Source organism: Anaerovorax odorimutans (assembly GCF_024459955.1).
Taxonomy (GTDB): domain Bacteria; phylum Bacillota; class Clostridia; order Peptostreptococcales; family Anaerovoracaceae; genus Hominibacterium; species Hominibacterium odorimutans_A.
In genome coordinates this window covers 215,055-234,195 of record NZ_JANFXK010000002.1, presented here as the reverse complement: position 1 = coordinate 234,195, position 19,141 = coordinate 215,055, and the positions used below count along the sequence as shown (strand labels likewise).

The 19,141-nt window shown below is 47.0% G+C and carries 18 protein-coding genes, 1 tRNA gene and 1 pseudogene; 17 read left to right on the top strand and 3 right to left on the bottom strand.

Annotation, left to right across the window (positions count from 1 at the left end; all coding sequences use genetic code 11):
• The first annotated feature begins 4 nt into the window (after positions 1-4).
• The 6 genes and pseudogenes from NE619_RS03255 to NE619_RS03230 all read left to right on the top strand — a co-directional run bounded on the left by NE619_RS03255 (position 5) and on the right by NE619_RS03230 (position 3,707).
• Positions 5-694: a phosphopantothenoylcysteine decarboxylase gene (locus NE619_RS03255; protein WP_256130929.1), complete on the top strand. Its 690-nt coding sequence runs from the start codon at positions 5-7 to the stop codon at positions 692-694.
• Positions 691-1,242, top strand: coding sequence for a bifunctional phosphopantothenoylcysteine decarboxylase/phosphopantothenate--cysteine ligase CoaBC (gene coaBC / locus NE619_RS03250; RefSeq protein ID WP_256130928.1), 552 nt, complete (start codon positions 691-693; stop codon positions 1,240-1,242). Before NE619_RS03255 ends, coaBC begins: the two co-directional genes overlap by 4 nt.
• A 3-nt stretch (positions 1,243-1,245) precedes the next feature.
• Positions 1,246-1,521 carry a GNAT family N-acetyltransferase gene (locus NE619_RS03245; RefSeq protein ID WP_256130927.1) on the top strand — a complete coding sequence of 92 codons (276 nt, stop codon included), beginning with the start codon at positions 1,246-1,248 and terminating at the stop codon, positions 1,519-1,521.
• A gap of 71 nt (positions 1,522-1,592) precedes the next feature.
• Positions 1,593-3,071, top strand: coding sequence for a threonine synthase (gene thrC / locus NE619_RS03240; protein WP_256130926.1), 1,479 nt, complete (start codon positions 1,593-1,595; stop codon positions 3,069-3,071).
• A 133-nt stretch (positions 3,072-3,204) separates the two neighbouring features.
• Positions 3,205-3,282 (top strand): annotated as a pseudogene (locus NE619_RS19280) (type II toxin-antitoxin system HicA family toxin); the annotation flags it as partial.
• 32 nt (positions 3,283-3,314) lie between these two features.
• Positions 3,315-3,707, top strand: a complete 393-nt coding sequence (locus NE619_RS03230) for a type II toxin-antitoxin system HicB family antitoxin (protein WP_256130925.1) — start codon at positions 3,315-3,317, stop codon at positions 3,705-3,707.
• Between the two features lie 204 nt (positions 3,708-3,911).
• Here NE619_RS03230 and NE619_RS03225 read toward each other — a convergent pair whose 3' ends face one another.
• Positions 3,912-4,241, bottom strand: a complete 330-nt coding sequence (locus NE619_RS03225; RefSeq protein WP_256130924.1) for a nucleotidyltransferase family protein — start codon at positions 4,239-4,241, stop codon at positions 3,912-3,914.
• A 418-nt stretch (positions 4,242-4,659) separates the two neighbouring features.
• On the opposite strand from NE619_RS03225, the gene NE619_RS03220 reads away from it, so the two are divergent.
• From NE619_RS03220 to NE619_RS03205, 4 genes are all read left to right on the top strand, one after another.
• Positions 4,660-5,130: a methylglyoxal synthase gene (locus tag NE619_RS03220; RefSeq protein ID WP_256130923.1), complete on the top strand. Its 471-nt coding sequence runs from the start codon at positions 4,660-4,662 to the stop codon at positions 5,128-5,130.
• 93 nt (positions 5,131-5,223) lie between these two features.
• Positions 5,224-5,311 (top strand) — tRNA-Ser (locus NE619_RS03215).
• A 484-nt stretch (positions 5,312-5,795) separates the two neighbouring features.
• The gene (locus NE619_RS03210) at positions 5,796-6,812 is read left to right on the top strand and encodes a PDDEXK nuclease domain-containing protein (protein WP_256130922.1); all 1,017 of its coding nucleotides are present in this window, start codon (positions 5,796-5,798) and stop codon (positions 6,810-6,812) included.
• Between the two features lie 485 nt (positions 6,813-7,297).
• Positions 7,298-8,011, top strand: coding sequence for a M15 family metallopeptidase (locus tag NE619_RS03205; protein WP_256130921.1), 714 nt, complete (start codon positions 7,298-7,300; stop codon positions 8,009-8,011).
• A gap of 40 nt (positions 8,012-8,051) precedes the next feature.
• Here NE619_RS03205 and NE619_RS03200 read toward each other — a convergent pair whose 3' ends face one another.
• Positions 8,052-9,383 carry an MATE family efflux transporter gene (locus tag NE619_RS03200; RefSeq protein WP_256130920.1) on the bottom strand — a complete coding sequence of 444 codons (1,332 nt, stop codon included), beginning with the start codon at positions 9,381-9,383 and terminating at the stop codon, positions 8,052-8,054.
• Positions 9,373-9,837: a MarR family winged helix-turn-helix transcriptional regulator gene (locus tag NE619_RS03195; protein WP_256130919.1), complete on the bottom strand. Its 465-nt coding sequence runs from the start codon at positions 9,835-9,837 to the stop codon at positions 9,373-9,375. Before NE619_RS03195 ends, NE619_RS03200 begins: the two co-directional genes overlap by 11 nt.
• A gap of 825 nt (positions 9,838-10,662) precedes the next feature.
• On the opposite strand from NE619_RS03195, the gene NE619_RS03190 reads away from it, so the two are divergent.
• The 7 genes from NE619_RS03190 (at position 10,663) to NE619_RS03160 (ending at position 19,025) form a co-directional block, all read left to right on the top strand.
• Positions 10,663-11,790 carry an acyltransferase family protein gene (locus tag NE619_RS03190; RefSeq protein WP_256130918.1) on the top strand — a complete coding sequence of 376 codons (1,128 nt, stop codon included), beginning with the start codon at positions 10,663-10,665 and terminating at the stop codon, positions 11,788-11,790.
• A gap of 14 nt (positions 11,791-11,804) precedes the next feature.
• A complete protein-coding gene (locus NE619_RS03185) occupies positions 11,805-13,736 on the top strand; it encodes a PP2C family protein-serine/threonine phosphatase (protein WP_256130917.1) in 1,932 nt (643 codons plus the stop codon).
• A 702-nt stretch (positions 13,737-14,438) separates the two neighbouring features.
• A complete protein-coding gene (locus NE619_RS03180; RefSeq protein ID WP_256130916.1) occupies positions 14,439-16,190 on the top strand; it encodes an MATE family efflux transporter in 1,752 nt (583 codons plus the stop codon).
• The gene (locus NE619_RS03175; RefSeq protein WP_256130915.1) at positions 16,190-16,657 is read left to right on the top strand and encodes a hypothetical protein; all 468 of its coding nucleotides are present in this window, start codon (positions 16,190-16,192) and stop codon (positions 16,655-16,657) included. The genes NE619_RS03180 and NE619_RS03175 overlap by 1 nt, the downstream gene beginning before the upstream one ends.
• A gap of 56 nt (positions 16,658-16,713) precedes the next feature.
• Positions 16,714-18,288, top strand: a complete 1,575-nt coding sequence (locus tag NE619_RS03170) for a fibronectin type III domain-containing protein (protein WP_256130914.1) — start codon at positions 16,714-16,716, stop codon at positions 18,286-18,288.
• A gap of 33 nt (positions 18,289-18,321) precedes the next feature.
• Positions 18,322-18,621: an STAS domain-containing protein gene (locus NE619_RS03165; protein ID WP_256130913.1), complete on the top strand. Its 300-nt coding sequence runs from the start codon at positions 18,322-18,324 to the stop codon at positions 18,619-18,621.
• A gap of 5 nt (positions 18,622-18,626) precedes the next feature.
• Positions 18,627-19,025: an ATP-binding protein gene (locus NE619_RS03160; RefSeq protein WP_256130912.1), complete on the top strand. Its 399-nt coding sequence runs from the start codon at positions 18,627-18,629 to the stop codon at positions 19,023-19,025.
• Positions 19,026-19,141 lie beyond the last annotated feature (116 nt).

Genomic DNA, 19,141 nt, shown 5'->3' with positions numbered 1-19,141 from the left:
ATCGATGAAGATCATCATTACAGCAGGCGGGACCAGCGAACGAATCGACGACGTGCGGTCCATCACCAATACTTCCACCGGCAGACTGGGGCATGCCATCGGTGAACGTTTCCTGGAAGCGTATTCACAGCAGATTGAACAGCTTTATTATCTGCATGGTCTGAGGGCGCAGCCTCTGGAAGGCGCCAACGTCACGGCGATTCCCATTGAAGGCGTCCGCGACCTGGAAGCAGAGCTGAAACGCCTGCTTACGGAAGAAAAGATCGACGGGGTTGTTCATGCCATGGCGGTCAGCGATTATATGGTGAAAGAGGTCACTACTTTGGAGAAAATCAAGTCCGGTGACACGACCAGGCTGGAGGGAAACAAGATCAGCTCCAGCATCGATGATCTGACGATCATCATGCAGCGTTCTCCCAAGGTGATCGGTATGATTAAAAAACTCAGCCCGAAGACGACGCTGGTGGGCTTTAAGCTCCTCAGCCATGTGCCGCACGAAGAGCTGATTCAGGTGGGGCATAATCTTTTGAAAAAGAACGACTGCACCTTTGTTCTCGCCAATGATCTGGCTGAAATCGGAAGGACCATGCATAGAGGCTATCTGATCCACAGAGACGGCACTTACGATACAATGGAGAACAACGAGCAGATCGCGGATATGATCGCCAAACGGGTTTGGGAGGAAGTAAAATGAATGTAATACTAGGGGTAACCGGCAGCATTGCCGCTTACAAAGCGGCGGAGATAACCAGCCGTCTGACAAAACAGGGGCATAATGTGGACGTGATCCTGACCGAAAGCGGCAGTAAATTTATCACGCCGCTGACCTTTCAGACGCTGAGCAAGAATAAAGTCTATATGGACATGTTTGAAGAGATTACGCCCAGCGAAGTGAAGCACATTTCACTGGCAAAGAAAGCCGACCTGGTGCTGATCGCTCCGGCATCGGCCAATATAATCGGAAAAATCGCCGGCGGTATTGCCGATGATTTTCTTTCCACGGTCGTCATGGCGGCGGCCAACCAGGCGCCGGTTTACATAGCGCCGGCCATGAACACGAACATGTATGAGAATCCCATCGTGCAGGCCAATATTGAAAAGCTGAAACAGTACGGCTATCATTTTATCGACCCCAAAGCAAGCCTTCTGGCCTGCGGGGATCTGGGAAAAGGGGCGCTTGCCGATGTGGACGAAATCGTTGATATTATTTTGAACGCACTGAAGTGCGGAAAGCAGGGGTAAATTATGGAATTACAGAAAGAGAAAAATCGTATTTTTGCGACAAACGAAACGGGCAGGCTGGTGGCGGAGATCACGTTCCCCGATGCGGGAAACGGTCTTGTGGACATCGACCATACCTTTGTGGATGATTCGCTCCGCGGGCAGGGAGCGGCCGGACAGCTGGTAGAAGCGGCAGTAAAGCAGATCGCCTCAGAAGGCAAGAAAGCAAAGGTTACCTGCTCTTATGCGGTAAAATGGTTCCAAAAGCATGAAGAATACCGGGACATTCTCGCAGATTAGTATTTTTCATTGAACTTATGGGATTTTTTTGTTAAAATCAAGGAATATTGATCGTGTAAAGGAGTAAAGAAATGATACATTACCAGAGTACCAGAGGAAGTAAATATATAAAGACGTCAGCCCAGGCGATCATTCAGGGCATAGCGGAGGACAAGGGGCTTTACGTTCCCAACGAGATTCCGGCGCTGCCCTTTGAGATCGAGGATATGGTGGGAAAATCCTATCAGGAGGTCGCTTTTCGCGTAATTCGGGCGTTCTTTGAAGATTATACCGATGAAGAAATGCAGGCGTGCATTGAGGGCGCCTATGATTCCAAATTTGAAGAAGAGGAGATCGTGCCGATCGTAAAGGGCGGAGACGCTTATTTCCTGGAACTGTATCATGGAAAAACCGCGGCTTTCAAAGACATGGCCCTGTCCATTCTGCCATATCTTCTGACGACAGCCATGAAAAAAGAGAAGGAAGACAAAAAGATCTGCATTCTGACGGCCACATCGGGAGATACGGGAAAAGCGGCCCTGGAAGGCTTTGCCGATGTGCAGGGGACGGAGATCATCGTGTTCTATCCCAACAAGGGCGTCAGCCAGGTGCAGGAGCGCCAGATGGTTACTCAGGAAGGCGAAAACACCCACGTCTTTGCCATCAACGGCAATTTTGACGATGCCCAGACCGGCGTGAAGAAAATCTTCAATGACGGCGATTTCGCTGAAAAACTGGCGGAGATCAACTGCAAGCTTTCGTCCGCCAATTCCATCAACATCGGCAGACTGGTGCCGCAGGTGGCGTACTACGTTTACGGCTACATCAAGCTGGTGGAACGAGGCGTGATTCAAAACGGTGACAAGATAAATATCGTTGTGCCTACCGGCAACTTCGGAAACATTCTGGCAGCTTATTACGCAGGACAGATGGGAATTCCGGTTAAAAAGTTTATCTGCGCTTCCAATGAAAACAAAGTGCTGACCGACTTTATCAACACCGGAACTTACAATACCAACCGGGAATTTTTCCTGACCAACTCTCCGTCCATGGACATTCTCATTTCCAGCAATCTGGAGCGGCTGCTGTACCATCTGAGCGGCCAGGACGGCGAAGAGATCAAGGGCTTGATGGAAAGCCTGGAAAAGGACAAGAAATATACCGTGAGCCCGAAGATCAACTATGCGTTGGACGACTTCTACGGCGGTTATGCGGATGTAAAGCGGACCAATGAAACGATCGGCCATATGTACAATAAGTACGGCTACCTGATGGATACCCATACGGCAGTCGCTTACCGTGTTTATGAGGATTATGTGGCTTATACCGGAGATAAGACTCCTACCCTGATTGCTTCCACGGCCAGCGCCTACAAGTTTGCCGACAGCGTTACGGAATCCATCGGTCTGGAAAAGGGTGAAACCGGATTTGAGTCGGTGAAGAAGCTGTACGAAGAGACGAAGGTGCGCGTACCGGCAGGACTCAAGGATCTGGAAAATAAGGAGATCCGCCATAAGGGCGTTCTCGATATCGACCAGATGCCGGATGCGGTGTATGATTGTCTGAAATAAAAGCGATATTTTTATCAGAGCAGGGAATAACCGGTTTCTTGCTCTGATTTTATTTATTGGAATCGGCGCAGCGGCGCTCGAACCCGCCTAAGCACGTCCAACAAAAAACAGCGATCTAAAAGGTAAAGACTTCCCGGTTCCGAGACACAAAAGTAAACAGTTGTCAAAAGGCACAGCAAACAGTATTTTGAAGGATGCGGGGTTGAAATAACCCATTCCAATAACATAGACAGGAGGGAAACCATGAAGTATATATATCCAGCGATCTTCACAAAAGAGAACGCAGGAAAGTATTCTATCAACTTTCCGGATTTTGAAAACTGCTACACTTGTGGCGATGACTTAAAAGACGGGTTTAAAATGGCCGAAGACGTACTAGCATTTACTTTGTATGGGTATGAAAAGGAGGGTAAAACAATACCCACCCCAAGCGACTTAAAATCAATCCATGCGGGTAACGATAAGTTTGTCAATTACGTGGTCTGTGATACGCTTGAATATCGTAAGATGCATAACAATAAGGCTGTCAAGAAAACGCTTACAATTCCAGAATGGCTGAATGAAGAAGCTTCTGCAAAAGGTATTAACTTTTCTGCCGTCCTTCAAAACGCATTAAAGGAGCGGTTAGGGTTATAAATGAAACAAAAGCTCCCATCTTTGGAGGTGTAATTATGGCAAGCTTTAAGCTTCGAGTTAAAACAATCCCAAATACCGTCATCTATAATCTTCATAATCAGCGTGTTCTCTCATCTCTGACAATCCATCTTCTTTCGGAAAAACTCAGCCTCGCATTCTCCATTTCTTCGAGTGCTCTGCTGTAACGGTATCTCGATAATTCGGTTATGCTGCCGGCCATAATAGGATCCCATCTTTCTTAACATTCTTATAGAAAGGCATTATATCTTCCCATTCTTTAAATTTATCATAATCTATGCGTAAAACAGATAAGACTTTGTTGCACTCCAATTCCAGGTCAACAACCAAGTCAAGCATCTTTTCTCCCATTTCTTCTGTTTCTCCAGGCTTGAGCAACACGGCAATATCTATATCAGATTCTTCATCGTCTGTTCCCCTGGCTACCGAACCATATAACAGGATCCTGACAAGTAAGTCTCCATATATATCAGCAAGGCCTTTTGTCAGTTTTTCAAAAATCAAATCCCTATCCATTAGCATACTCCTCCGTTTGATTATATTTTACTCTATTCAAAACATAAATTCAACGAGATTGTACTTATGTTTATCTTTTCTTATCAGAAGTAGATTAATTGGCATGTCATATTCTTCACTGTCAGGAAGTGAAGCCCGCTGGCGATACCATACCGGCGTTCAATTGGCCATCCCCCATATATTCTTCTAAGCAAATCCCTTGAGCATATATATTTTGGCGGAGGACACAGAAATTATGCGGCCTGCGTTAACATGCGGCCGGCCATTGAGTGGCGTCCTGTACAGAGTACCGGCCAAATGGCATTTGTCCGCATGGTTCTCTTTGAGATAGGGGATGTTAAATATAGGTTAAATTTTGCTGTTTTGGATAAAGGTGTTCTGGTTTTCTGATATAATTAAAAACAAAGGAGGACAATTTATGGATGTAATAATGGAAAAACAAAAGAAAATTGCATTGATCGCCCACGATCATTTGAAAGATGAAATGGTGCATTGGTGCGTAAAAAACAAGGAGGAGCTGAAAAAGCATTTCCTGTGCGGGACGGGAACCACATCCCGACTGATCGCTGAGGCTACCGGCCTGCCGGTGAAAGCATATAAAAGCGGCCCGCTGGGAGGCGACCTGCAGGTAGGGGCCAAGATTGCTGACGGCGAGATCGACATGATGATCTTTTTCTGGGATCCCCTGGAAGCACAGCCTCACGATCCGGATATAAAGGCGCTGCTGCGAATTGCGGTCGTGTACGATATTCCGGTGGCTACCAACAGTGCTACGGCTGACTTTATCATGGCGTCCCAGTACATGAACGCGGAATATGAGCATACGCTGCAGGATTTTCAAGCTCTTACAGAAAAACGTGCGCAGACAATGAAAAAAGAATTTGAATAAAAGTCAAGTTTGTACTTGCCAAGGCACCCGTTATGTGGTAAATTATTAAGTGCGCTAAGCGTTCTCAGATTGGGGACGAGTTAGGGCAGCTATGGAGGATTGACCGAGTGGCTAAGGAGCTCGCCTGGAAAGCGAGTAAGGTGTAACAGCCCCGCGGGTTCGAGTCCCGTGTCCTCCGCCAAAAGAAAAACACGTCCAATTGGGCGTGTTTTTCTTTTGGTGGAATATAGATTCAGGAGGGATTCGAACCCGAAAGGGCGCGAACGTGAAGTAAAACAGTCCGGCGGACTGTTTTGTAGAGAGCGGTCCAAGCCAGAGCGATAGTGCAGGCGCAGGATGGCAGATTGCGAAGCAAGCTGCGTAAGTCCCGTGTCCTCCGCCAGCAAGAACGTTACAAATGTAGCGTTCTTTTTCTTTAGGTTCATTTAGTTGTACTGAAATAAACTTAGATGAAAAAGGCAAATCATATGGAAAGGGCGATAGTTGTTATCTTAATCAAGAAATGATAAAATACAAAAAACAGGGATAATAGAGTAAGAATAGTTGATTCGCGGTGAAGAGAATAATAGTAACTATTACTTAAAAAGTGGCTATAATATACTTAGGATTTAATTGGAATTTGCTGAAAGAAAATCTCACACGGTGGTTAATATAAGGATAATATTATGGAAAAACAATTGCTTGATTTACAATTTTATAATTCAATAAAAGAGGTTTTAAATTCAGCGCGGCATAAAGTCTACTCAACGGCAAATTTTGCGATGGTCGAAGCGTACTGGGAAATTGGAAAGGCCATAGTTGAAAAGCAAGATGGCAGTTCTAAAGCAGAATACGGAAGCGGATTATTAAAAGCCCTCTCAAAACAAATGACAAAAGATTTCGGAAAAGGCTTTACTGAAACCAATCTAAAATATATGCGTAAATTTTATCTGACATTTCCAAATCGTCACGCACTGAGTGACCAATTGAGCTGGACGCATTACAGACATCTTATGCGTGTAGAAAACGAGAAAGCCAGACAATTCTACGCAAATGAAGCGGTTCAGTCAGGTTGGAGTACCAGACAGTTAGAGCGTCAGATTAATTCTTTCTTTTATGAACGTTTGCTGTCAAGTCAGGACAAGGAAAATGTTACTTCCGAAATCCAGACACTTGAACCTGGTAAAACGCCGGAAGATATTATAAGAGATCCATATGTTTTGGAATTTTTAGGTTTATCACCAAATGATGATTTTTACGAATCTGACTTAGAACAAGCGCTTATCAACCACCTTCAGAAATTTTTACTGGAACTGGGAAGAGGCTTTTCTTTTGTTTCACGGCAAAAGCGTATAACATTTGATGGCCGACATTTTTACATCGACCTGGTATTTTACAATTATATCTTAAAGTGTTTTGTGCTAATTGATTTAAAACTGGGTGATCTAACACATCAAGACTTAGGCCAGATGCAGATGTATGTCAACTATTACACCCGGGAGCTTATGAATGAAGGCGACAATCCACCGATTGGAATTGTATTATGTGCGGATAAGAGTGATGCGGTGGTGAAGTATACATTACCAGAAGACAATTTGCAGATATTTGCTTCAAAGTACAAATTATATTTGCCTACAGAAGAAGAACTGCGTCAAGAATTGAAGGCAGAATATGAAGCGTTGGAGGAAGCCGAGAACATTTAAAGCATCCAAGGGCTTATGGTGTAAATTTTGGTGTAAAATCAAAGCTATCTACTGAAAGAAGAATCCTTAAATAACAATGCCCCCCTTAAGCCCATCAATTACAACATTTTTAACTTATGTGCAAAAACTAAAAAAGCCTCGAATCAAATTCGAGTCCCGTGTCCTCCGCCAGCAAGAACGTTACAAATGTAGCGTTCTTTTTCTTTAGATTAATTTAGTTGCATTGAAATGAACCTAGAGGAAAAAGGCAGACTATATGAAAAGAGAATTTACAATCCGTAAAAAACGGATGCAACAGCCTTCCCTTTTTGGTTTTTGCGATGTGCGCTCTTAAAAAAGTTTGAGGTTTATCCTATCTTTTTGCATATTCTCTCCGTTATACATAGTGAAAGGTCTTTGATGGGTCCCAGATGAGGGGAATATGGCGGTATGCCTGGTTCGTCAGCATGTATTGGACAGAATTTGCAAAAACGGAGATAAGATAAATGAAACGATATATCAAAAGAAAAACCTATAAAAAGAAAATAATATTGATTCTGCTGCTTGCCATATTAATAGGCATTGCAGCAAACAATACCATTTTTAATCCTGATTTTTCATTGCCTTCCTTTAACGGCCTAACGCACCATATTGCCAGTGAAGCGAATGGATGGAACCTTATTCTTGTAAACCGCGATAATTATATTCCCGATGATTATGAGGTGGAGCTGACAGAGCTGTCGAACGGCGAAAAGGTAGATTCCAGAATATATCCGGAATTGCAGAAAATGTTTAACGCGGCAAGGGCAAGCGGATTGGATTTGTTTGTTGCGGCAGGGTACAGGACACAAGAAAAGCAGCAGCAATTGCTAGATGAAAAAGTAGAGGCATATGTAAATGAGGGTAATTCTAAATCTGAAGCAAAAAAACTTGCCGCACAATGGGTCGCAGCTCCTGGCACCAGTGAACACCAATTAGGCATTGCCGTTGATATAAATGCGAGGACCACAAAAAGTTCGAGTGATAAAGTATATAGATGGCTTGCGAAAAACGCGCATCTGTACGGGTTTATAAAACGCTACCCCTCAGATAAATCAGATATAACAGGCGTTGTTAATGAACCGTGGCATTATCGGTATGTTGGCACGGAGGATGCGACAAAAATATATGCTCAAGGGATTTGTTTAGAAGAATATATGGCGGATGATAAATTTAGATAACCCGGCCCCAGAGAACATAAAGCTCCGGGGCCGCATTTTTTTACAGATAATGATACCTCTTCCTATACTTCGCAAGAAAGCCGGCCACCATGATAATGCCCAAAATCTCCGCGGCAATGGCGGAGAGCCACACCCCGTCCAGCCCCCAGAACATGGGAAGAATCAAGACTGCCGCTGTCTTGAAAATCAATGCCCGGATAAAGGAAATCACAGCAGAGATCAGGCCGTTGTTCAGGGCAGTGAAATAAGAAGAGGCGAAAACATTGAACCCCACCAGGATAAAGCAGACGGCGTAGAGCCGCATCCCGTGGCGGGTCAGCTCAAACAGCTCCGAATCGTAACCGACAAAAATGCTGGAAAGCGGGCCGGCCAAAACGATAGAGAGTCCCGCCAGCAGCAGGCCGCTGATCCCCAAAAACTTCATGCTTTTGACAAAGAGATTTTTCTGTTCGCTGTGATTCTCAGCTCCGAAGTTGTATCCGATCAGAGGCGCGACGCCGATGGAATAGCCGAAGAAAATCGCCATGAAGATAAAGTTGGCGTACATCATAACGCCAAAGGCAGCGACGCCGTTTTCCCCGGCAAACCGCAGCAGCTGAAAATTATAGAGCATGGCGACGACGGACATGGAAATATTGCTCATCAGCTCGGAGGAGCCGTTGACGCAGGTCTTGCCGAAAATGCGGCAGTTATACTTAAAGCCTACTAGCTTGAGGATACTGTTGTTTTTCCTTGCAAAATACACGATGGGAACGATTCCGCCGACAAATTCGCTGAAGGCTGTAGCCACAGCCGCGCCTACCAGTCCCCAGCCAAATCCGGCGATAAACAGAAAATCCAGCACAATATTAGTCAGTCCGCAGGCCACTGTCACAATAAACCCAAGGTGTGGTTTTTCCGCGGTAATGAAAAAACTTTGGAATACGTTTTGCAGCATGTACGCCGGAAGTGAAATCATGGTAATCTGGCCGTACAAGACACAGTAGTCCAGCATCTCATCAGTCGCTCCCAGGAATAAAGAGATGGGGCGCATGAGGAAAAATCCGGCTGCAGCGAACAGGATGCCGCCGATGATCGTAACATAGACCATCATGGAAAAATAATCGTTGGCCCTTTTCTCATCACCTTCGCCCAGGGTTTTGGCAACGATGGCGCTGCCCCCTGTGCCCACCATAAAGCCCAGAGCCCCGAGGACCATGATGAAGGGCATGATTAAATTAATGGCGGCAAAGGGTATTTTCCCGGCAAAATTTGAGACGAACAGCCCGTCAACGATGCCATAAATCGAAGTGAAAATCATCATTGCGATCGACGGCGCCACGAATCTGAGCAGGCGTTTATATGTGAAATGATCTGATAATTTAATGTTCATGATTCAAAAATTCCTCCAGCTCCTGTTTGAACAGGCGGTTATATTTTCGCGATATATCAATTAAAAATTCCTTTTCTTCTGCGGTCATGGCGGCCCAGATACGCTCTTCGGCAGCGTTGATGGCATCAATGTTTTTTTCTGCGAACAGCTCCCCATCCTTTGTAAAACAGATTTTTTTCGTGCGCTGATCTTTTTCAGAAGGCAGCAGCCGGATCAACTCTTTTGCTTCCAGCTTTTTGATGGCGGAATTGGCTGTCTGCTTGGGCATGCTCAGTTCCTCGCAGATCTCCGCCTGGGTGTCAACCCCTTCCCGCAGAGTAAAAAGAATTCCGCATTCCGCCGGAGACAGCTTGCAGGCTTTGGCAAACTCCGCCCAGAGCTTTTCATATTCCTTGCAGATGGAATAATAGGTTTCCAGAGAATGGCCGATGGCGGAAGTGTTCTTTTCTTTCATTGCGAAATTCCTTTCTTTTAATTGACATAGGGCATACGTTTTAATACGTCCGAAAACGGACTAAATTCATTATAAAGGAAGGATGCCCGTGTGTCAACAGGGTGGATACCATAGTTGCGGCAGGCCCTCGACGTCGGAATATCAATAGACCCACGGCGGTAGCAGAATTTTGATAGTTTCATAGCGATTCGGGAGAGTGGAAACGGATAAATATCAACGGAGCGTATGTTGCTGTGATATTTTGATAGTTTTGCCTGGATTTTACCGCTTGATTTCCTAAAAATATCATTTAGCCTTTGGACGTTTTTATATTTCGATATTCTTCCCTATTTTCCAATGCCTAACCCGGCAAAACTATCGTTGCCCTACCTTTTTCGGCGCCTGTTTGATACTCGTCGGTTTTGGCGGGCGGGTAGCTAAGTTGCCAGACGTAGCCCTTATAAATCGGAGAAGCGGAGTTTTTAAACAATGGACCTATTTGTTCAACAACGGATTCGTTTTGGCTTTGTTGTTGAAGCATTTTCAAGGTTTGCGGGCGCTGCTTTTGCTTGAAACTGCATATTGATCGAGTTTCCATGTCCGCATGCTCTGTATCCTTGAAAAAAGGTCAACAAGAACCCGGTTTCCCGCTGCGTGTTGATAAAAGATAGCAATTTGCCTTTTGGATAGGGATTCGTAATAGGGTTACAGTGTATTGCTGTTTTTACCGAAAAATTGATGATTTTTGCACGTCCAAGCGATCCGGTTTTTTCTTGTGCTATAATGATGCAAATCGGAATGTGTCTCCAATAAAAATGAACGTTTCACCTGGAGGAAAAGCTAGTTATGAATCAATTCTTTAAAAATAAAGAGATTAACACCGGGAGACAAGAGGAATTTGATTGCCTGAAAGCGCTTTTCTTGTGCGCGATCTTTTTTATCCACGCGTTTCAGCTGTGCGGCGTGGGCAATGGAAAAGAGTCGGCGCTCTATGAAATTGTATATATCGTCAGCGTAACCAGCGGCGCGCCCATCTACATTTTTATAATGGGCATGGGCACAAGCTACAGCAGGAAAACGACAAAGCAAACCGCAGGGGCAGGCGTGCGCTGGATCATACTGCAGTATCTCAACAACCTTGGTTACATAGCTGGGATTCTTTTGGCGCTTGGGATCATGAGCATTGCCGGTAACGCCGCAGTGGATGCGGGGCTGGAAATGGCGAAAATGTTCCTTCCCTACATTAATATCTTCTTTCTGGCCGGTGCGCTGTATCTGATTCTGGCATTGATGCGTGCCTGCAAAGCGCCGATTTGGCTTTATCCGGTGCTGGCAGTGGCAACCAGTGCGGCAAGCCCTTTTCTCGTTATGCAAAAGACGGGGGTTACCGCCTTGGATACGATCCTTTCTCCGCTGCTGGGCGGTGAATCCTATACCTCTTTCTGCGTGCTCCCGTACATTGTCTTTGCGTTTATGGGGGTGTTCTTTGGGGAAATCATCAAGCGGGTCAGTGGTAAAAAGAAGTTTTATCTCAGGCTGATGCCGGTCGCGGTTCTCATTGCGGCGGCCTATATTGTCTATACGGCTTTCCAATGTGAGGGACTAAAAGAAACCTATAATTTTATGGGGCAGGGATATATTTATCCCGACCTTTTCCGAGCGCTGACAAATTTATCCGTGATCCTGATTTTGGCAGCGATATTTTACTTTCTGCGAAATGCCATCCAAGAGCGGCGGCATCTTTCAGGAGAAATAAAATATCTGAGCAAACATATCTCCAAATATTACGCAGTGCATCCCTGTATTTACCTGTTTCTATTAGGGCTTGTCGGATTTGAAGGACAGAGCGCGGCGGTCTGCTGCCTCTTCTGCGTAATTACAGTGGCCGCGACAGCGATGATCGTGCGGATATATAACCGGTTTGCCAAAGCCAAAGAACTGGAGCAGCGGTCGGGTGAGGAAAAACCGGCATAAAGGAGGAACTGCGTATGGGAAAACAAAGACAGATGCTTAGACAGATTGTTGTTTTTCTTCTTGTTGGGGTCATCTACTTTCTGCTGATCCTTCCTTTTGACGCATTAAATTTTAATGACGGGTACTCTGAAATCCGGCTTACGGGCCTGGTTCCCATGGCCGCGGGTCTGCTTTTCGGCGTCCCCGGAGCTTTAGGCTGCGCCTTTGGCAATCTGGCCGGAGATATTGTCACCGGCCTGGATATTCTTTGCACATTCGGCTTTGTGGGAAACTTTCTTATGGCCTACCTGCCCTACAAGCTATGGCATACTCTGTTTTTTCGAAAGGCCCATGAACCGCACTTTTTAGATTCGGCTCTCTCCGTCGTCAAATTCATGGGAATTTCTTTTCTTTCCGCCTGTGCGTCCGTAAGCGTCATTGCGGCGGGCGGGCAGCTTTTCCACGCCTTCACCTTTGCTGAGTTTTTTGTACCGGTGGCGCTGCAGGCCTATAACTTTTCCATTATGGGCGGCATGCTGATTTTTCAGATATGTACCAATGTTTTTCGGATAAAACCGTGCATTCCAAATGCAGTCTATGGCCGCAGATATGAAGCAAAACGATATATCCCCGATTACCTTCTGACAGGCGCGGCGCTCCTTTTGGCGGCGATCCTGATTGCATTGAGCGTAAAATCAGGCAAGCAGGGTTCGCCCGTTATCGCGGTGCTGGCAGTAGCCTTGATCGCATGCATTTTGCTGCTTGCCGTTTTACCGATGAAACGGAGCGCTGCTGCTGAAAAAATGGCTTCCTACCGGGCGGTCACCGGGCTGAGAGCCCAGTTTATTACCGTGTTCCTGACCATGCTCAGCGCATTTTTGACCTTTTTCACGCTGGTGTGTCTGAAACTGCTGTACAAGGATTACACCATGGCGGGCGCGGGCGCGATGGATACGCTGTGGTACCGGATCATTATAAGCGACGCCATTGCGGCAACGGTTTTCATCGGCATTCTTTTCCTGCTTCTCAAAGGGGTTCAGAAACGGGTCGTGGAGCCCATGGATGTTGTCACTGAATATGCGGTGCGCTTTGCGGGCGGAAGCAGGCTAAAAGAGGATCAGCTTACTTTGGAGAAGACCGGAAACGAGCTGGACCAGCTGGGGGATTCCATCAATGTCATGACCGAGGATATCCGCCGCTATGTGGAGGACATCCGCCAGAGAACCATCGCAGAGGAGAAGCTGGCCGCTGAACTGGAGATGGCTAAGAAAATTCAGAACAGTATGCTGCCGGGTGACTGGCAGGGCAGCGGTTTTGACCTGGTTCCCTTTATCAAACCGGCCAAAGAGGTCAGCGGCGATTTTTACCACTTCGCCCAACTGGATGAGGACCGGGTGTTCATCTGTATCGCCGATGTTTCCGGAAAGGATATTTCCGCCGCCATGTTCATGGTAAAGGCCAAGACAGTGGTGGATACCTGCCGGGGTTTTGCGCCGGGCAAGCTTTTCACCATTTTGAACAATACGCTGTCGGAAAACAATGACGCCATGATGTTTGTCACCTCCTTCGCCGGAATTCTCGACCGGAAAAACCATACCTTTACTTATGCTAATGCCGGGCACAATCCGCCTCTTTATTGGGACCGGGGGCGTCTGGCGTGGATCAGGGATCCGGCGGATATGGTGCTGGGGCCCATGGGAGGCATCCAGTACGAGGAGCATGTGATGGAAGTTACTGATGATTTCCGCCTGCTTGTTTATACCGATGGGGTCACAGAGGCAGAGAGCCAGGAAAACGGCTTTTTCGGTGAAGACCGCTTGTTTGCGGCAGCAGAAGAAGCGCTTGCTCAGCAGGGAACTGACTGTAGCAGGCTGATTGATAAAATCGAAGGGGAAATCGCTGTCTTTACCGAAGGAGCTGTGCAATCCGACGACATCACCATGCTGACCCTGGCTATAGAAAGGTAGCTGGGCTGTTTCCAAGGACGGATCTGCCATCCCAAATGAGGCCGCTTTCAAAGGCGGATCTGCCACCAAGGCGCTTTTTTGAGGGCCATGGTCGCGGGAAAAAAGAGAAAAACAGTGTTTTGGTTGCAAAGCTACAGTAAACTGCGCCCCCAAAAAAGCAGAATCAATATTTTCCTCAACACGCAACGAAAAACTGGGTTCTTGTTGAACTTTTTCCAAGGATACGGAGCATGAAAACGTAGAAATTCAATCAATATGCCGTTTTGAGCAGGTGCAGAGACCGCAAAGCCTTGGAAATACATCAACAACAAAGCCAAAATGAACCTGTTGTTGAACAAATTTGCATATTGTTAAAAAATGGATGCGATTCTCGGTTCACCAATTGCAAGGGTAAATATGCGTTTCAAAACTAAGGAATGGGGAGAATGGATACAAAAAAACGAAAAATTACTTTTTTTATATTTTTTTATCAGGGATGACGGGCATAATCCAGTGTTTTTTCCGGATTTTCCCTGAATATCCAAGGAAAAGCGTGAAACAATGCTTGCAAACGTTGATTTTTGATATAAAAAATTCTATTTTTTTAAATTTTATATTGAAATTGCTCATTCGACAAATTTCGACACAACATGGCGCGCCCAGTCAGGCAAAATGCCATGACTTGCCCGCCGTACCAGATATATGACAAAAAAAGGAGGCCCTATGTTTGAGAGAAAGGGAACCATTATCAACCAACAGTTTATGAAATTCTTTCTGCCCACGGTACTGATGACCATGGCCTTGTCCATGAGTATTGTCGTGGACGGGATCATTGTGGGCAACCTGCTGGGAGCCGACGCACTGGCAGCCGTCAACCTGGTGCTGCCGGTGACGCTGCTGTTTAACGCGGTTTACGTTTTGTTCGGAGTCGGCGGCTGTACACTGTATTCGGTGGCTCTGGGCAGAAGGCAGAAAGAACGGGCCAGGCAGCTTTTCACCATGGCTACTCTGGCCATGGCTGTAGTCGCCCTGGCGGTCTGTGCTTTGGGATGGTTCCTATGCGGCGGCATCGCAGAGGCTTTGACCACAAAAGCGCCGGACCTGACGCCGCTGGTTTACGACTACATAAAATATGTCATGCTGGCAGCGCCGTTTCTGATCCTGGTTCCGGGCCTTGTGTATTTTGTGCGAGCCACCGGGCGGGTGAAGCTGGCGTCTTCCGTGCTGATCGTAGCCAATGTGGTGAATCTGGCACTGGACATCGTTTACATCGTCTGCCTGGACGCAGGCATCAGCGGCGCGGCGCTGGCCACAGGGACCGGTTACCTGGTGGGGTTTTGCATGGTACTTTACGGGATCATAACCTCGAAGCAGCTGCGATTTTACAAACTGCCGGAAAGCACTGGAAAAATGATCAAAGAAATCACGGTGGTAGGGCTTCCCGATGCCATCAACACCAGCCTGAACTTTTTCCGCCTGACCTGCATCAATCTCATCGTCATGACCTATCTGGGCAGCGACGGGGTGACCGCTTTTTCCGTATGCACCTCCTGTTTGTCCATCGTGTCCATGTTCGTGGGCGGCTCGGCCCAGACCATATCGCCGCTTTTGGGGACGCTGTACGGAGAAGAAGACTACGCAGGGATCCGTTTCACCATCAAAAAGGCCCTTACCATCACCGGTATTTCCACCATCGTCCTGCTGGTGATCTTCGAAGCGGTGCCGGGTTTTATCACCGGTCTCTTCGGGGTCACGGACCCGGTGCAGGTGGCCATCGCCTCGGAAGCAATCCGAATCTACGCCATCAGCCTGCCGTTTATGGGGTTCTTGTTTATCTCCATGTGCGTTTACAAAATCATGGCCCGGCCAAAGATATCCAATGTGATCGCTTTGCTGGAAGGTTTCTTTATCGTTGTTCCCGCAGCCTGGCTTTTGGGCAAACTGATCGGCGCAACAGGCGTCTGGCTGGCTTTCCCCATCGGAGAACTTTTGACCATCGCCGTACTCCTTGTAATCATAAAGCGGATCGCAGCCAAAGAACCGGAGCTGAAAGGTTTCTTCCTGATCCCGGACCCGCAGCAGGGGAGGATACTGGACGTAACCATGATTCGGACCATCGGGCAGGCTACGGCCCTTTCCCAGAAAGCCATCGACTTTTGCCGGGAAAATTCGGTGCCGGAAGTTACAGCCAATAAAGTGGGCGTGGTGCTGGAGGAAATGGCGGTCAATCAGATCAATCAGAGGACCGGCAAAAAGAAGGATTGCATCGACGTGCGCATTATGATCGACAATGAGGAAATCTGCATTTCCTTCCGGGATAACGGCGTGCCGGCCAACCCCCTGGAAAAACCGGTCAGCGAAGATGTATTTGAAGAAATCGCCGTGGCGCGGGCCATAGCGAAAAACATTGATTACGATAATATTTTGGGAATGAATTGTCTGATCGCAAGGATCAGTCGGAAGGGAGATCAATAATGAAAAACAGATTATTAAGGAAAGGCTTGGCAGGAATGCTTACCGTGATGCTGGTAGCGGGACTGCTTTTGGGAGTGGGAAGTAAACCTATGGAAGCACAGGCCAAAAGCAGCACGCCCAAGCAGGAAAGAGAGGTAAAGGACATAAACTTAAAAGATACGGACGGAAACATCCCGGGCATTTCCGATCCGGAGAAGCCTAAGGATGCAAATTCTGAGTGGAAAGGAAGCAAGGTGTATTTTGGATGTAGTATTGGAGATTTTATTGAATTTCGCGTACTGGACGCCAATACCACAGATTATAATGCAAGTCCGACCATGTTTCTTAACTCGGATAAGGGAGTATATATAAGTAATACGTTCGCTTACGATAAAGAGAACTCCAATAAGTGGGAAGATTCTGACCTTAAAGGGTGGCTGAATAAGGGAGATCATGATACCGATTTTTTGGGGGGTGGACGGCGATAGAAAAGGCCGCCATTGCAGTCTCCAACCGTGCGGACGATAATGGGCTGGGGGACGGAATGGACGAGCTCGCGTGGTGTGGACTGACAAATGAGAAGGTATTTGCTCTGGATGCAAAGGAAGCGACCAACCTGGCGTATGGATACTGGAGTGATAGTACGACGGCAAAGAGCAGGGCTAAAATATGGAGTAATAATGACATCCAATGGTGGACCAGGTCGCCTAAGAATGGGGATCAGGAAAATATCGGTATTGTAACTGAGGACGGTAGTATAACCTCAATAGAGGCGAAGGAAGCGCCTGGTCAAAAGTCTGCAGGAGCGCCAGTGGCCAGTCCCGCTTTTAATCTCGATCTGGAACCAGTCCTTTTCGCATCTGCTGACCCCGGCGACTCCTTGAAAGACAAGATTCACTATACGGATGGGGATATTAAAAGGCCTCAGGATAACCAGCAAAGAGCAGTTGTAGCAAAAGTGGGATCAAGTGAGAACTATGCTGGGAAGAACGAATGGAAGCTGACTCTGTTGGATGAGAGTAAGAAGCTTACCCTCGGTACCGGAATCCAGAAAGGAAACATCGTCACAGTGCCATATACGTATAAAGGCAGTAGCAAAGAGCTCTTCGGTAAGGATCAAATTTCCGTTATGATCACAGATGGGGAATATAACAGTAAGACTGCGACGGTACTTTATTACGGTCAGATGACTACAGAACCTCTATCAACCAAAGAGGGAGAAGGAACAGGTACCTTTACCATGCCACAAAATCTGCCCGGCACGGCAAAGGTTTATCTTCTTTTGGAATATCTAAGCGGATCCAATAGGACAGACTATGCCTCGGAGCCTGTGCTGCTTCATATTCACAACTGGTCGTCCGATTGGAGCAGTGACGACACGCATCACTGGCACGAGTGTCTGGCGGCAGACTGTCCGATAACCGACAAGAGCAAAAAAGACGGCTATGGGGAGCACCAGGAAAACAACGGTGTAGTGACAAAAGAACCGACCTATGGTCAGGCTGGTGTGAAGACGTACTCCTGTAAGACCTGCGGTCATGTCATAAGAACGGAGACGCTTGAGGCGATTCCGTCGATGCCAAAGGTAAAAGCTTCTACGACTTACAAGAGCGTGAAGCTTTCCTGGAAAGCGGTCAAAGGAACCGATGGTTATCAGGTTTACCGGGCAACAAAGAAGAACGGAAGCTACAAAAAGGTTAAGACCACCGCGTCTAAATCCTGGACCAATAAAAACCTGACTACAGGCAAGACCTATTACTACAAAGTCCGGACCTACAAAAAAGAGAATGGAAAGACCACATACGGGGGCTTTTCCAAAACCGTCAAGGCCGTGCCCAGAACCAAAGCGCCTGGCTTTAAGCTTACCGCGGGTAACAATAAGATGAAAGTGAAGTGGAACAAAGTAAGCGGCGCGGACGGCTATAAAATTTATCGGGCCAAAAGTAAAAACGGAAAGTACCAGATGGTTAAGGATTCCAGGAGCAGGCTGCGGACCTATACCAGTACCGGGCTGAGCGACCATCACACCTACTATTATAAAATGCGGTCTTACAAAGTAGTGAAGGGTAAGAAGGTTTACAGCGCTTACACAAACGTGAAGAGTAAACGGACAAAATAACAACGAAAAAGGAGTAGGAAGGAGAACCGAATTATGGAAATGAATATTAAAACAACCGGAAAGGTTATGGAGGTTTATCTGGAAGGGCGGCTGGACGCCAATACGGCCCCGGACCTGACCGAAGCCGTTAAAGATGCCCAATTTGAGGAACTGATTATTGATCTGGAAAAGCTGGAGTACATTTCCAGCGCCGGGCTGCGGTCGCTTTTGGTGGCAAAGAAAACGGCCGATGCCTGTCAGGGGAAACTGGTGCTGCGGCATCCGACGCCGGCGGTTTACGATGTGATGAACATGAGCGGTTTTACCCGCATGCTGGATATACAAGAGGACTAAAGCCTATGAAAAAAATGATGACTTCCGCAAAGGTGGAGAACCTGGACAAAGTAATGGACTTTGTGCTAAAGGAGGCCAGCGACCAGGGCTTTGCCGATCTTCACCGGGTGGAATTGGCGGTGGAAGAGATCTTTGTCAATATCGCAAGTTATGCGTACGATGATACGGACGCGGAAATGGAAGTGGAAATCCTCTGCGGCCAGACCCGCGGATTTTTGCAGATTCAGTTTTTCGACAAAGGCGCGGCTTTCAATCCGCTTGCGGAAGCGGCGGAGCCGGACCTGTTGGCGAAAGACCGGCCCATCGGAGGGCTGGGCGTGTATCTGGTAAAAGAGTGTATGGATGAAGTGGATTATCGGTATGAAGATGGAAAGAACATTCTTACCTTGAGGAAAAAGTTGTAACTTGCGAGCCGCGGTAACTTTTCGCAAAAATCATGCAAAGTTACGCAAAGTTGTGGGTTTGCGGGTGCTCGAAGTCGTAGAAAAATGACAGTTTGTGCTGCCAACCGTTTTGAAGG